Source organism: Paractinoplanes bogorensis (genome assembly GCF_018829635.1).
Taxonomy (GTDB): domain Bacteria; phylum Actinomycetota; class Actinomycetes; order Mycobacteriales; family Micromonosporaceae; genus Actinoplanes; species Actinoplanes bogorensis.
The window spans coordinates 77,727-91,246 of record NZ_JAHKKG010000012.1; the positions used below are offsets into that span (position 1 = coordinate 77,727).

Annotated in this window: 11 protein-coding genes, 1 tRNA gene and 1 pseudogene; 7 read left to right on the top strand and 6 right to left on the bottom strand. The window is 69.6% G+C overall.

Translation table 11 applies throughout. The features are described 5' to 3' along the window. Positions 1 to 63: 63 nt before the first annotated feature. The gene (locus tag KOI35_RS34345; protein WP_215793099.1) at positions 64 to 1,047 is read right to left on the bottom strand and encodes an LLM class flavin-dependent oxidoreductase; all 984 of its coding nucleotides are present in this window, start codon (positions 1,045 to 1,047) and stop codon (positions 64 to 66) included. A 78-nt stretch (positions 1,048 to 1,125) separates the two neighbouring features. Between KOI35_RS34345 and KOI35_RS34350 the strand changes: the two genes are divergently transcribed. Both KOI35_RS34350 and KOI35_RS34355 read left to right on the top strand, forming a co-directional pair. After that, positions 1,126 to 3,285: an acyltransferase family protein gene (locus KOI35_RS34350; protein ID WP_215792871.1), complete on the top strand. Its 2,160-nt coding sequence runs from the start codon at positions 1,126 to 1,128 to the stop codon at positions 3,283 to 3,285. Positions 3,286 to 3,395: 110 nt separating this feature from the next. Further along, a pseudogene (locus tag KOI35_RS34355) lies at positions 3,396 to 4,858 on the top strand (NF041680 family putative transposase). An 8-nt stretch (positions 4,859 to 4,866) separates the two neighbouring features. Here KOI35_RS34355 and KOI35_RS34360 read toward each other — a convergent pair. From KOI35_RS34360 to KOI35_RS34380, 5 genes are all read right to left on the bottom strand, one after another. After that, positions 4,867 to 5,316, bottom strand: a complete 450-nt coding sequence (locus tag KOI35_RS34360; protein ID WP_246614241.1) for a DUF1707 SHOCT-like domain-containing protein — start codon at positions 5,314 to 5,316, stop codon at positions 4,867 to 4,869. Between the two features lie 76 nt (positions 5,317 to 5,392). Further along, positions 5,393 to 6,649 carry an MFS transporter gene (locus KOI35_RS34365; protein ID WP_215792872.1) on the bottom strand — a complete coding sequence of 419 codons (1,257 nt, stop codon included), beginning with the start codon at positions 6,647 to 6,649 and terminating at the stop codon, positions 5,393 to 5,395. Positions 6,650 to 6,804: 155 nt separating this feature from the next. After that, the gene (gene htpX / locus KOI35_RS34370) at positions 6,805 to 7,677 is read right to left on the bottom strand and encodes a zinc metalloprotease HtpX (protein WP_215792873.1); all 873 of its coding nucleotides are present in this window, start codon (positions 7,675 to 7,677) and stop codon (positions 6,805 to 6,807) included. A gap of 66 nt (positions 7,678 to 7,743) precedes the next feature. After that, positions 7,744 to 8,568 (bottom strand): alpha/beta fold hydrolase, encoded by an 825-nt coding sequence (locus tag KOI35_RS34375; RefSeq protein ID WP_308121280.1) that lies wholly within the window; start codon positions 8,566 to 8,568, stop codon positions 7,744 to 7,746. Between the two features lie 63 nt (positions 8,569 to 8,631). Next, positions 8,632 to 8,712: transfer RNA gene (locus KOI35_RS34380), tRNA-Tyr, on the bottom strand. Between the two features lie 147 nt (positions 8,713 to 8,859). Here KOI35_RS34380 and KOI35_RS34385 point away from each other — a divergent pair. The 5 genes from KOI35_RS34385 (at position 8,860) to KOI35_RS34405 (ending at position 13,501) form a co-directional block, all read left to right on the top strand. Beyond that, positions 8,860 to 9,354 carry a YajQ family cyclic di-GMP-binding protein gene (locus KOI35_RS34385; protein ID WP_215792875.1) on the top strand — a complete coding sequence of 165 codons (495 nt, stop codon included), beginning with the start codon at positions 8,860 to 8,862 and terminating at the stop codon, positions 9,352 to 9,354. A gap of 31 nt (positions 9,355 to 9,385) precedes the next feature. Continuing rightward, the gene (locus KOI35_RS34390; protein ID WP_215792876.1) at positions 9,386 to 9,688 is read left to right on the top strand and encodes a hypothetical protein; all 303 of its coding nucleotides are present in this window, start codon (positions 9,386 to 9,388) and stop codon (positions 9,686 to 9,688) included. A 12-nt stretch (positions 9,689 to 9,700) separates the two neighbouring features. After that, complete coding sequence (locus KOI35_RS49120) at positions 9,701 to 10,510, top strand: sulfurtransferase (RefSeq protein WP_215792877.1); 810 nt, start codon at positions 9,701 to 9,703, stop codon at positions 10,508 to 10,510. Between the two features lie 230 nt (positions 10,511 to 10,740). Continuing rightward, positions 10,741 to 10,911, top strand: a complete 171-nt coding sequence (locus tag KOI35_RS34400) for a hypothetical protein (RefSeq protein WP_215792878.1) — start codon at positions 10,741 to 10,743, stop codon at positions 10,909 to 10,911. 55 nt (positions 10,912 to 10,966) lie between these two features. Continuing rightward, positions 10,967 to 13,501: a putative bifunctional diguanylate cyclase/phosphodiesterase gene (locus KOI35_RS34405; protein ID WP_215792879.1), complete on the top strand. Its 2,535-nt coding sequence runs from the start codon at positions 10,967 to 10,969 to the stop codon at positions 13,499 to 13,501. The last annotated feature ends 19 nt before the right edge of the window (positions 13,502 to 13,520 follow it).

Consider the following 13,520-nt stretch of genomic DNA (forward strand, 5'->3'; position numbering starts at 1 on the left):
GTCGTCGCTTTGCGTGATCGCGCGACCCCGCGCGGAGCAAAGGCCCTACGTGGAGCGAAGGCCCTACATGCCCCACGCCTTCGCTATTCGGGCAAGAGTGTCCTGCCTGGTCGCCGGGTCGTAGACCGTGCCGGCCAGCATCAGTTCGCGGGCTCCGGTGCGCTCGATCAGGTCGTCGAGTCCGGCCACGACCTCCTCGGCGGTGCCGGCGTACTGCGTGCCGGGCAGCTCCGGGTCGAGGTCGGCCGCCTCCTCGGGCGAGACGATCGGACCGAGGCGACCGGTCCGCAGGCTCTGCACCATGACCCGGGACGGCCCGGCCAGGTAGATGGCCTCCTCGGTCGTCGCGGCGGCGATCACCGAGGCGCTGACCATCGGGTAGGGCTCGGGGAACCGTGGCGACGGCTGGAAACCGGACCGGTAGAGCTCGAGGGCGCGGTCCACGTCGGAGCCCATCGCGAAGTGATACGCGTAACAGAACGGCAGTCCGAGCGCGGCCGCGACCTGAGCTCCGTAGGTCGAGGAGCCGAGCATCCACACCTCGGGGAAGCTCTCCGGCGCGGGTGTGGCGCGCAGCCGGGCGGTCGGGCCGGCGTCGATCCGGTCGTCGCCGAGAAGGGCCAGCACCGCGCGCAGGTGGTCGGGGAACTGTTCGACCGTCAGATAGGGCGAGACGCCCCGCAGGGCGGCCGCCGTCATCTGATCAGTTCCGGGCGCGCGCCCGATACCGAGGTCGATGCGTCCGGGGTGGAGGGCCTCGAGCATGGCGAACTGCTCGGCTACCACGAACGGCATGTGATTGGGCAGCATGACGCCACCCGATCCGACCCGAATCGTTCTGGTTTGTGCGGCCACCGACGCGATCAGGACGGGAGGGTTCGTCGACGCGACGGCGGGCATGTTGTGGTGCTCAGCTACCCAGAACCGGCGGTAGCCCAGATCGTCGGCCGCCCGTGCCACGGCGATCGTGCCCAGCAAAGCGTCCGTGCTGGAGTGCCCGGCACGCACGGTGGCCAGGTCAAGAACGGACAGTGGCACACGTTCGATCAAGGTCACATTTCGACCCTAGCGCGACCCGTTCGAGTCGAACTCTCCCCGGCTCCTGAGTACTTTGGTGCGGCGACCATGAATTATTCAGTCCAAGCCCCGATCGTCGGCCAGCGGCCGCCGTCCTCGAATCCGGACGGTCAGCGCCACCGGCCGGCTCCGGCGAGCCCGAAAGCCGAGGGGCCGCACATCGGGTTCCGGCCCGACATCGAGGGCCTGCGAGCCATCGCGGTCGTGCTGGTCGTGCTCAGCCACGTGGGGGTCGGCGCGTTCGCCGGCGGCTACGTCGGCGTGGACGTCTTCTTCGTCATCTCCGGCTTCCTGATCACGACGCTGCTGCTCAAGGAACTCGGCAAGACCGGCACGATCTCGCTGCGCGGCTTCTATGCCCGGCGCGCGGTCCGGCTCCTGCCCGTCTCGGCCGTGGTGCTGGTCGCCACCGTGGTCGCGGCGTGGTTCTGGCTGCCCGCCACCCGGTTCAAGTCGATCTCGCTGGACGCCCTGTACAGCACGTTCTACGGCATCAACTGGCGTCTCGCGTACGAGGGAACCGACTATCTCAACGCCACCGCCGCGCCCTCGCCGCTGCAGCACCTGTGGTCGCTCGCGGTCGAGGAGCAGTTCTATCTGATCTGGCCGCTGCTGCTGCTCGCCGTCTGGTCGGGGCGCCGGGCCAACCGCCGGGCCATGGTCGCGCTGAGCCTCCTGGTCGTGGTCTCGCTCGTGGTCAGCGTCCAGCAGACAGCCGGCGCGGCGCCGTGGGCCTACTTCGGGTCGCACACCCGGGCCTGGGAGCTGGGCATCGGGGCGCTCGTAGCGGTGTCCGGGGGCTTCCTACGCCGTACGCCGAAAGCACTTGCCGCCATGCTCACGTGGGGCGGTCTGGTGGCCGTCGTCGCCGCAGCCGTCACCTTCGACAAGTCGACCGCGTTCCCCGGCTACGTTGCCCTTCTGCCCGTGCTCGGCACCGCCGCCGTGATCGCCGGTGGCACCAGCGCGGCCGGCTGGGGCGCGGGCACGCTGATCGGCACCGGCCCGTTCCGCTTCATCGGCAAGCTCTCCTACGGCTGGTATCTGTGGCACTGGCCGGTCCTGATGATCTGGCCGGCCGCACTGTCGCGAACCGCGAGCGTCAAGACCAACCTGATGTTCGCCGTCGCCGCGCTCGCCCTGGCCTGGGTCACCTACCACCTGGTGGAAAACCCGATCCGGATGCGGCCGTGGCTGCGCGGCCGGGCCCGCCGGGGTCTGAGCCTGGGTCTCATCCTGTCCGCCTCGGCCGCCGGGTTCGCGCTCTTCGTGAGCCAGTACACGCCCCCGCTGCCGTCCGGACCGTCGGCCCCGAACACCCAGGCCGAGCTGGCCAACGCGGCCGACCCGCAGGCCCGCCTGACCGAGCTGATCACCGCGTCGACCCGGGGCACGGTGCTGCCCGGCAATCTGACGCCCAAGGTGCCGGAGGCGGGTGATCAGAGCCCGCAGATCTACCGCGACCAGTGCCACTTCAACTACACCCAGACCAGGCAGAACAAGGATTGTGTGTACGGCGATCCGGCCGGCACCCGGACGATGTATCTGATCGGCGACTCGCACGCCGCCCACTGGTTCCCGGCCGTCGACGACGTCGCCAAGAACCACGGCTGGCGACTGGTCGCGCTGACCAAGGCGTCCTGCCAGCTGCCCGAGGTGCTGACCTTCAACCCGGCGCTCAAACGGCCCTACACCGAGTGCGTGACCTGGCGTGACCAGATCCTCGAGCGGGTCGCGGCCGACAAGCCCGACCTGGTCGTGATGGCCTCCAACGACCTCGACAACGGCGGCATCATCCAGGCCGACGGGCGCAACCTGGGCGTCACCGGCACCGAAGACAACCCGGTCTGGGTCGAGCGCTGGAAGCAGACCTGGGCCAAGCTCGACGGCATCCCGAAGGTCCTGCTCCAGGACACGCCGTGGCCCGCGAGCGACGCCCCGGAGTGCGCGGCGGTCAACGCCCGCTTCCTGTCGAAGTGCGACCGCCCGGTGGCCAACGCGATCGAGGAGAAGGACAAGCGCGAGCTGGTGGCCGAGGCAGCCGGCGCGGCCGGCATCCGGGTGATCGATCCGACCCCGTGGTTCTGCGACGACACCAGGTGCCCGGTCATCGTCGGCAACACCCTGGTCTACAAGGACGACAGCCACATGACGCTGGCATACGCCCACGCGCTCGCCCCGGTCGTCGACCGGGCACTGTTTCCCTAACTTGAGTTTTAACGTGTGGCTGGGTGGTATCGACCCCGGTTGATCATGAGGGCAGCCCTTGATTGATCATCTTCTTGTCGAGGGAAGAAAACCGAATCAAGGGCTGCCTGATGATCAGTGTGCCTGACGTGGATCCGGCTGGTGCTTTCGGGCGTCTGGCCGAGTTCCGGGCCGAGTTCCACCGTTGTCTGACCGCACGCCGTGATGCGTTGTTCGAGCTGGTAGACGCTGTGTTGTGCGGGGATACACCGGTGCGTTCGCTGGCTGAGTTGTCCCTGGCGGGACAGCATCGGCGTGGTCACGGCGCGATGTATGCGGGGTTGAACCGCGGCCGGGTCGATATCGACCGGTTGCGGACCGCGGTGGCCGCGGTGCCGGTCCCGCGGGCCGCGGACGGCCGGGTCGTCCTGGCCGTGGACGTGACGTGCTGGCTGCGTCCGGAGCCCACACGTCGCCGCAGCGGGTGCTGTGTCACACCTACGGCCGGGCGAAAGACTCCCACGTCGGTGTTCCAGGCTGGCCCTATTCGGTGGTGGTCGCGTTGGAATCAGGACGGCATTCGTGGACGGCCCCGCTGGACGCCCGCCGCCTGGCGCCCGTTGACGACGCCGCCACGGTGACCGCCGGGCAGCTGCGTGAGGTCGTCGAGCGGCTGATCCTCGCCGGGCAGTGGCAGCCCGGCGAGCCCGATATCTGGATCGTCGCGGATGCCGGCTACGACGGTCCCCGGCTGGCGCTACTGCTGCAAGATCTGCCCGTGAACGTGCTGGTCCGGATGCGGTCGGACCGGGTTCTGCGACGGGCCGCACCGCCCCGCGAACCCGGCACGATGGGCCGCACGAAACGCCACGGCGGTGAGTTCATCTTCGGCGACCCCACCAGCTGGGGCAGCCCGGACACCAGCATCACCGCCACGACCCGGCTCTACGGCACGGCGAGTGTGCTGGCCTGGCAACGGCTACACCCCCGCCTGACCCATCGCACCGCGTGGATCGGTCATGCCGGTGTCCTGCCGGTCATCGAGGGCACCGTCGTCCTGCTACGCGTCGAACGGCTGCCATCGGGCGCGACCGCGAAACCGGTCTGGCTGTGGTCCTCGATCCCCGCCGCCAACAGCAACACCGTCGACCTGCTCTGGCAAGCCTTCCTGCGCCGCTTCGACGTCGAGCACACCTTCCGCATGCTCAAACAAACCCTCGGCTGGACCAGCCCGAAACTACGCGACCCCGCCACCGCCGACCGGTGGACCTGGCTGCTGCTAGCCGCCTACACCCAGCTCCGCCTCGCTCGAACACTGGTCGCTGACCTACGCCGGCCCTGGGAACGCCCCGCCCCACCCGAACGCCTCACCCCGGCCCGCGTCCGAAGAGGGTTTCGGCACCTGCACACACAAACCGGCACTCCCACCAGCGCACCGAAACCCACCCGACCAGGACCAGGACGACCACCCGGACGCCCCAACAACCGACCAGCCACCCGCCACGACGTCCACATCGTCACCAGAACAAACCGCCCCAGCAACACCACCAAAAAGAAGACCCCGACCACCCCGCGGCCCCGCCGCACAGGTTAAAACTCAAGCTAAGCGCGGTTCCGGATGAGCTGGACGCCGACCGTGGTCGCGGCCAGCGCCGCCCCCGGCACGAGCATCCACACCGGCCAGGGGTAGACGCCCGAGTCGCTGCCGACCACGACCAGGCCCCAGACGACCAGGTTGACCACCGTCAGCGAGGCCCAGATGGTCCACAGCACGAGCATCGCGGTCGGTAGCCGGCGGGCCGCGCGGCGCCGCTCGGCGTCGCGGCGGGCCCGCACCTCAGTCGCGCTCTGCCCCGGCCGGGGCAGGTCGGTCAGGAGCATCAGCAGTTCCTGGTACGTCTTCGACGAATAGGCGAGCGCCGTCCGTTCGTCGTACTCGTGCAGCGTGAGACGACCCTCGTCGAGGGCCGTCTTGAGCTGCTCGGCGACCTTCTGCCGGTCGGCGTCGGCGGCCCGCATCGTCTCGATGTCGGCCCGGACCTCTTTCGCCATCAGACGCTCCTTCGCACCCCCGTCGATCGGGTCAGGCTATCGGAGCGTCCCCAGCGCCCGGCAGAGGGAAATTCCCCTATTGGCTGAGTGCCTCGCGCAGACGGTCGGTGGCCCGCCGGTCGGCCCGGGCGATCGAACCGTGCGGCACGGCCGCGACCAGCGCGGCCACCATCAGCACGGCCGACGCGAACGCGAACGCCCACCCGAGTCCACCCGGCTGGTCCACGATGGCTCCGGCCACCGCGCCACCGGCGGCACTGCCGGCCACCGAGACGGTGACGACCCAGGTGTACGCCTCGTTCAGCATCGCCGGCGGCGACAGCCGACCGACCAGATTGGTCTCCACGGTCAGCGCCGGGGCGATGACCGCACCCCCGAGCACCAGCGCCACGCCCAGCCAGAGCGGGCTCGGCATGAAGGCCAGCACCAGGAAGCTGGTGGAGACCGCGCCGAGCAGCCACGCGAACTGCCGGGGCAGCTCCATCGCGGGCCGCCGGGTGCCGAACCAGATCCCGCCGATCGCGCTGCCGACACCCCAGATGCCGAGCAGGACGCCGCCCAGGCCGTCTCCGCCGCCGTGCTGGCTCGCGTAGGCCGGGACGATGACGCCGGCCGCACCGAACCCGATGCCGAGCGCGATCACGCACACCAGCAGGGCCGGGAAGCCGGACACCTTCAGCGGCCCCAGACCGCGGGCCGCCGCGTCGTGCTCGGGCCGGTGCGGTTGCCGCATGACCGGCAGCCGTGAGATCCACAGGGTGCCGGCGAACGTCGCCACCGCGGCTCCCAGCAGCGCCGTGGCTGGGCTGGTGACCACCACGAAGGCCGCCACGAGCATCGGGCCGAGCACGAAGACCAACTCGAACAGGGAGGTCTCGGCGGCGATGGCGGCACCGCGCAGGTGGTGCCGGCCGCCGCCCGGCTCGGTCATGTCGGTCCAGGCCCGCCGGATGGCCGCGGTGAGCGGCGGATAGGTGGCACCGGCCAGGGCCGCGGCCACGAAGATCCACGGCAGCGCCGCCGAACCGCCCCGGCTGATCAGCACCAGTGCGACCAGGGCGAGCGGGTGCAGCACGGCGGTCGCGGTGAGGATCGGCGCCGGGCCGATGCGGTCGGCGAGCCGGCCCGCGACCGGGCTCAGCGCCGCGCCGGCCAGGGCGTAGACGCCACCGGCGAGGCCGGCCGCGGCATAGCTGCCGGTCGAGGCCTGCACGAGCAGCAGCAGGGCCAGCGGGGTCATGCCGATCCCGAGACGGGCGAGTACTCCTACGCTCAGCAGGACCCGTCCGCCCGGCAGATGCCAAACGCTCAGATACTGACGCAACGCGGTCACTTTCCCGTCCTCCTCGTGTGCTGTGTAACGACCGATCAGGCCACCCGGACCTTAACGGCCGGAGGCCTCGCAACACATCCGCAATATGAGGTGTGGTGTCGGGAAACACAGCGAGGGGCCGCCCTTCTCGGGCGACCCCTCGTGCGGAGGAAAGGTCAGCGTGCGTACTGGATCGCACCGGCCTGCTGGCGCAGGCGGGCGACGCGCTCCTCCATCGGCGGGTGGGTGGAGAACAGCTTGGCCAGGCCGCCACCCCGGAACGGGTTGGCGATCATCAGGTGGGCGGCGCTGGTGAGCCGGTTGTCGGCCGGCAACGGCATCCGCTGAGCCCCGTAGTGGATCTTTTCCAGGGCGCCGGCCAGGGCCAGCGGGTCGCGGGTCAGGGTGGCACCGTCGGCGTCCGCCTGGAACTCCCGGTTACGGCTGATCGCCAGCTGGATGACACTGGCGGCGAGCGGGCCGAGGATCAGCATCAGCAGCAGGGCGGCCGGGTTCGGGCTGTCGTCGTCGTCCGACCCGCCGAGCGGCAGGAAGATCGCCAGCTGGGCGAACATCGTGATGATGCCGGCCAGCGCCCCGGCCACGCTCGAGATCAAGATGTCGCGGTTGTAGACGTGCGACAGCTCGTGCCCGATCACGGCCCGCAACTCACGCGGACTGAGCAGGCGCACGATCCCCTCGGTCACGGCCACCGCCGCGTGCTGCGGGTTGCGGCCGGTCGCGAACGCGTTCGGCTGCAGCGTCGGCGACACGTAGAGCCGCGGCATCGGCTGCCCCGCGGTCTGCGAGAGCTCCCGCACCATCTGGTGGAGTTCGGGGAACTGCGCCTCGCTGACCGGCTGCGCGCGCATCGCCCGCAGGGCCAGCTTGTCGGAGAAGAAGTAGGTGCCGGCGTTCATCGCCAGCGAGATGAGAACGGCGAAGACCAGACCGCCACTGCCACCGAGCCAGTAGCCGGCACCCAGGATGAGGGCGGTCAGCAGACCCAGCAGAGCGGCCGTCTTGAGGCCGTTGTGATGGCTGTGCAACAGGACTCCTTAGACATGTGACCGGGTTGTGGTCACGTACCTATGGAACGTCGCTGGCCTGCGGTTTCATCCATCGTGAGCTGTGAGTTGACTGAGCGCCAGCCACCCGAAGATTTCCCCGTACGTATCCACGCCCGGGATGTGCCCGCCGGAGTATTCGTATCCACGCGCTCCCGGAACACTCGCCCGGATCCACGCCTCGTCCTCAGCCGGCACAGCGGTGTCGTCCGAGCCCCGCCAACTGCCCACCGGCACGGCGATCGCACCCGGGTCGAAGCCCCACGGCCGCCCGAAGGCGAGGGTGTCGTCCACCCATCCGTCGATGCTCTCCACGAACGTAGCCCGCAGCCGGGCCACCGCATCCGGATCGTCGCGGGCCGGAGGTCCCGGCACCCACGGCACCTCGGGCCCGCCCGCCGCGATCTTCTCCATGACCCCCGCGCCGTTTCGCGTGACGCTGGAGCGCACCTGTTCCTCCGGCGGGGCCGGCGGCCGCGGCATGATCCCCGACAGCACAGCGCACCGAGCGACCCGGTCACCGAGCAGGGCGGCGGTCGCCAAGGCATGCGGGCCACCGCCCGAACCCCCGAAGACCCCAAACCTTCCCCACCCGTACGCGTCGGCCAGCGCCCGCGTGTCCGCAGCGGCGTCGGCCACCGACCGTCCGGGCTGCCGCGTCGACCCGCCGTAGCCGGGCCGGTCGTAAACGAGCAGGCGCAGCCGGCTGCGCTCCATCACACCGATCAGATCGGGCCGCTTCCATCGACAGCTGGGCGAGCCACTGTGAAAGATCACCGGGACCCCGTCCGCGGGCCCGTACAGGCAATAGCGAAGCACCCGCCCATCCGGGGTGGCGAGCTCATCAGTAGTCGGCAAGGTCATGCCGGTCATCTAACCGAATGGCGGAAACGCAAAAGGCCCCCGACCGAAGTCGAGGGCCTTTCTGTCTGCCTGTGGCGGGTGAAGGATTCGAACCTTCGAAGCTTTCGCGACGGATTTACAGTCCGCTCCCATTGGCCGCTCGGGCAACCCGCCTGGGCACACCACCACAGTTTCCCGTGGCAGCGGAGAACAGCTTAGCCGTACCGCGGACCGGATTCGCAACCGGGTACGGTCGGCATGTCGGGGGCCGGTCGACGGCTCCCGTTCATCCCGCCGAAAGCCAGCCGCAGGAGTCTGATCATGGCAGCCAGCCCGTCCTTCGACATCGTGAGCAAGGTCGATCAGCAGGAGGTCGACAACGCGTTCCACCAGGCGGAGAAGGAGCTCGGCACCCGCTTCGACTTCCGGGGCACGGGCACGACCGTCGCCAAATCGGGGGAGAACGGGATCACCATCACCTCGGAGACCGAGGAGCGGGCCTCGGCCGCGCTCGACGTCTTCAAGGAGAAGCTCGTCAAGCGGAACATCTCGCTCAAGTCGCTCGACGCGGGGGAGCCCCGGCAGTCCGGCAAGACCTACAAGATCGACTGCAAGGTCATCGAGGGCATCGAGACCGACAAGGCCAAGGCGATCAGCAAGAAGATCCGCGACGAGGGCCCCAAGGGTGTGCAGGCCCAGATCCAGGGTGACCAGCTGCGGGTGACCGGCAAGAAGCGCGACGATCTGCAGGCCGTCATCGCGCTGCTCAAGGCCGAGGACTTCGGCGTCGCCCTCCAGTTCACCAATTACCGCTGATCCGGGCGGCTCATGGCCCCAGACTGGGGCCATGAGCACCAGTGCTTGGACGATGCTGGCCGGCGGCCTGGCCGGGGCCGGGCTGGCGGTGTTCGGCCTGGTCATCCTGGTGACCGGCCGGGCTCCGACGCCGACCTCCCGGGCCTTCCGTTCGGTCCGCGACGCCGGTTTCTACCACTTTCTCTTCGGCACCTCGCTGGGCCTGGTGGTGATCGCCACGGGTATCAACAGTCCCGTCGTCACCACCACGATCACCGTGCTTGCCATGATCATGGCGGCGGTGGCCCTGGTGCGGTTCCGGCCGCGGGCCCGGCAGAGGCCCGTCAATCGATAGGGAGTTCCGAGGGTGATCGAGCCGGTCGTCAGCGCCGAGTGGGTCCGTCGCCGGCGCGATCGGGTGATCCTCGCCGACGTGCGCGCCTACCTCGACGGGCGTAAGGGCGCCGACGCGTACGCGCGGGGTCACCTGCCCGGTGCCGTGTTCGTCGACCTCGACGCCGATCTGGCCGCCCCGCCCACGTCCGCCGACGGCCGGCACCCGCTGCCCGACCCGGCGCACTTCGCCGAGCGGATGTCCGCGCTGGGCATCGGCGACGACGACACCGTGATCGCGTACGACGACGCGGGTGGCGTGATGGCGGCCCGGCTGGTCTGGATGCTGCGCGCGCTCGGGCAGGACGCGGCACTTCTCGACGGCGGCCTGGACGCGTACGGGGAAAAGGAACTGGAAACCGCCGTGCCGGAGCGCCCGGTCGCGGCCCGGGTGACGCGCCCGTGGCCGGCCGAGCGCCTGGCCGGTCTGGACGACGCCACCTCGAGCGACTTCGTGGTGATCGACGCGCGCCAGCCCGAGCGGTTCCGCGGCGAGTCCGAGCCGATCGATCCGCGCCCCGGCCACATTCCGGGCGCCCGCAGCGTTCCGTGCCGGGAAAATGTCGACGTCGGCGGTCGTTTCCTTCCGCCCGAGGTGCTGCGTGAGCGGTTCACCGCGGCCGGGGTCACCGATGGCGCCGAGGTTGTCTCCTATTGCGGCTCCGGCGTCACCGCCTGTCACAACCTGCTGGCCCTGGAACGGGCCGGTTTCGCTCCGGGGCGTCTCTATCCCGGTTCGTGGTCGCAATACAGCGCGACCGACCGGCCGGCTGCCACGGCGTAAGGCAAGGTCAAGGGGCGCCTGAGAGGCGAATTGCCCTCACTTCTCCGGTTATTTCGGACGTAAAGTTGTCAATTTTGCGCGTAACCGTGGGGGGCGTCGCTCAGCCGTTCGGTCAGGATTTCCTCATGTGCGGTTTCGACCCGGCGTCGGACACTGCCAGTCGCACAACACGTGTGGCACCATCATGGAACCCCCCACCGGAGCGCGTTCAAAAACCGCAGGAGTGAAACATGTTCGCAAGGAAGCTGGGCCGCCTCGCCGGCTTGGTTTTCGTGCTCGCCGCCGCCTTCGGGGGCGTCGCTGCGGTCTCTGCTCACGATGCCACTGAAAGCAATGCGGCTGCGGCACGCAGCGCCAATTCGGGGCCGGTTCAGTCCAGCCTCGGCATCGAGTGGGATTAGGGGTCCACGCCCGCTGACCGGCAGGTCACGAGCGCCGATATCGACGAGGAGCGCGATGGCCGAGCGTCTACGAGTGCGGTCGCGTTCCGCGCAGTACGCCTGGCTCATCACCGGCCCGCTGGCCGTCTTCACTCTTTCCTGCTTCGCCGTCTTCTGGGCCAATGACCCGGGATGGATCGGCAAATGGCCTTACGGTCTGCTGTCGCTCGCCGGCGTCTGCCTGGTCTATGTCGGTGTCTTCAATGTAGTTATCCGGCGTAGTACATACAGCATCGTTCTGGTCGAGGTTCCCTTCGTCCTGGTGCTGTATTACCTGCCGCCGCCGATGGTGATCTGCGTTGTCGCCGTCGGCACCCTGGTGACCCAGCTGATCCGGTCCGCGGTGATCACACCGTCCAAGCTGTGGTTCAACGTCGCCAAGAGCTCGACCGGCATCTCGCTGGCCTTGCTGGTCATCGCCGCGTTCCCGCGGTTCGACGGCCGCGACCCGCGCACCTGGCTCATTCTCGCGGCCGCGCTGCTGGTCTACACGGCGGTCGATGTGGCGTCCGTCGCCGGTGTGATGAGCGTCGTCCAGGGCTTCCGGGCCGGTCAGGACGTTCTGCGCAGCGGCGTCTCGGTGCTGATCGTCGCGAGCATCAACACGGTGATCGGCCTGGTCTTCCTGGTCGCGCTCGACGCCACCTACTGGTCGGCCGTGCCCCTGGCCGTGCTGGTCGCCGCGCTCATCCTCATGTTGCGGTCGTTCGCCGAGTTCTTCCGGCAGCACCGCACCCTGGCCGAGGTCTACGAGCTCACCAAGGCGGTCCGCGCGGTGGCGGCCGACTCGGGCCTGCCCGACGCGCTGCTGAGCCGGGTGCAGTCGCTGATGCGGTCGGAATACGCCACGCTCTGGCTCGCCCCGCAGGACAGGCACCCCGAGGTGCTGCTCACCGCCCGCGTCGAGAACAAGGGCCTGCTCGATCTCTCCCCGGCCCCGGCCTCGATTCGCGAGCAGGCCGTCGCCGACGGCGGCACCCTGGCCATCGGACCGAGTTTCCCCGACACGCAGGAGCTGCGGAAGCCGCTGCGCGCGGCGAAGATCAAAGACATCCTGATCGTCCCGCTGCGGTCGGGGCAGACCACGATCGGCACGCTCGAGGTGGTCAACCGGCTCGGTGACACGCGTTCCTTCCGGGCCGCCGACATCCAGGTGCTCGAGACGATCGCCGCGCACGCCGCGGCCGCCGTCGAGAACGGGCGCCTGGTCGACCGGCTGCTCTACGACGCGTACCACGACCGCCTGACCGCGCTGCCCAACCGCCGCCGCCTCACCGACGCGCTGGCCGAGTCGGTCAAGGTGCGGGCCGAGGACGAGGTTGTCGCAGTCATGCTGTTCGACGTCGACGGCCAGCGCGACGTGAACGAGTCGATGGGCCACGCCGCCGGCGACAAGCTGCTGGCCGAGGTGGCCGAGCGGCTGCGGGCCATCGCCGGCCCGGGCGCGCTGGTCGGCCGCATCGGTGGCGACGAGTTCGTGGTGACCCTGCGGGCCGAGAGCACCGACGCGACCGTGCAGATGGCCACCGAGATGCGCGAGCAGATGCGCGGCGCGATGACCGTGGGCACGCTCACCCTCGACGTCGACACCGCGGTCGGTGTGGCGGTCTATCCCGACCACGGCGGTGACCCCGAGACGTTGCTCCAACGGGCCGAGCTCGCCGCCAATTCGGCCAAGGTGCTCCCGTACGGCGTCCAGCTCTTCCACCCCGCCCTCGAGTCCCGCGCCGTCCGCCGCCTCGGCATTGCGGCCGATCTGCGCACGGCCCTCGACAACGGCGCCCTCGACGTCTACTTCCAGCCCAAGGTGACGCTGACCGACCGCCATCTGGTCGGCGTGGAGTGCCTGGCCCGCTGGCAGCACCCGGCCCAAGGCGAGGTGTCGCCGGAAGACTTCGTGGCCGTGGCCGAGCACACCGGACAGCTCTCCCGTCTGACCGAGGTGGTCCTGACGCAGGGCCTGCGGCGGTGCCGTGAGTGGGCCGACCAGGAACGTCCGCTGTCGATCGCGGTCAACCTCTCGGTGCGTACGCTGCTCGACTCGCGCTTCCCCGATCAGGTGGCGTCGCTGCTCGAGCAGTACGGCGTGGCCCCGGCCCAGGTGACCTTCGAGATCTCCGAGCCGGGCATGCTCGGCGACATCGAGCGCGTGCTGCCCACCCTCTATCGGCTGCGCGACCTCGGGGTGCGGCTGAGCGTCGACGACTTCGGCACCGGCGCGTCCTCACTGTCCTATCTGCGTCAGTGGCCGGTGCACGAGGTGAAGATCGACGACAGCTTCGTGCAGGGCATGGCGACCGACACCGGCGACCTGGCGATCGTGCGGGCCGTGATCAGCCTGGCCCGTGAGTTCGGCCTGACCGTGGTCGCCGAGGGTGTCGAGAGCGAGCTCACCCTCGACCTGCTCGAAGAGATGGGCTGCGAGATCGGTCAGGGCTATCTGTTCAGCCGGCCGTTGCCCTACGAGCGTCTCGAGGCCTGGTTCAGCGCTCAGACCGAGCCGGCGACCACTCCGGCGGGCGAGGTCCGCAGGCTCCGAGCCGTGATCTGACCTGCGCGAATGCGGGTTT

Excerpts from the sequence above, each read along its gene's own strand:
- KOI35_RS34350 (WP_215792871.1), top strand. The coding sequence starts at position 1,126 with ATGAATTATTCAGTCCAAGCCCCGATCGTCGGCCAGCGGCCGCCGTCC.
- KOI35_RS34360 (WP_246614241.1), bottom strand. The coding sequence starts at position 5,316 with ATGGCGAAAGAGGTCCGGGCCGACATCGAGACGATGCGGGCCGCCGAC.
- KOI35_RS34375 (WP_308121280.1), bottom strand. The coding sequence starts at position 8,568 with ATGACCGGCATGACCTTGCCGACTACTGATGAGCTCGCCACCCCGGAT.
- KOI35_RS34385 (WP_215792875.1), top strand. The coding sequence starts at position 8,860 with ATGGCAGCCAGCCCGTCCTTCGACATCGTGAGCAAGGTCGATCAGCAG.
- KOI35_RS34390 (WP_215792876.1), top strand. The coding sequence starts at position 9,386 with ATGAGCACCAGTGCTTGGACGATGCTGGCCGGCGGCCTGGCCGGGGCC.
- KOI35_RS34400 (WP_215792878.1), top strand. The coding sequence starts at position 10,741 with ATGTTCGCAAGGAAGCTGGGCCGCCTCGCCGGCTTGGTTTTCGTGCTC.
- KOI35_RS34405 (WP_215792879.1), top strand. The coding sequence starts at position 10,967 with ATGGCCGAGCGTCTACGAGTGCGGTCGCGTTCCGCGCAGTACGCCTGG.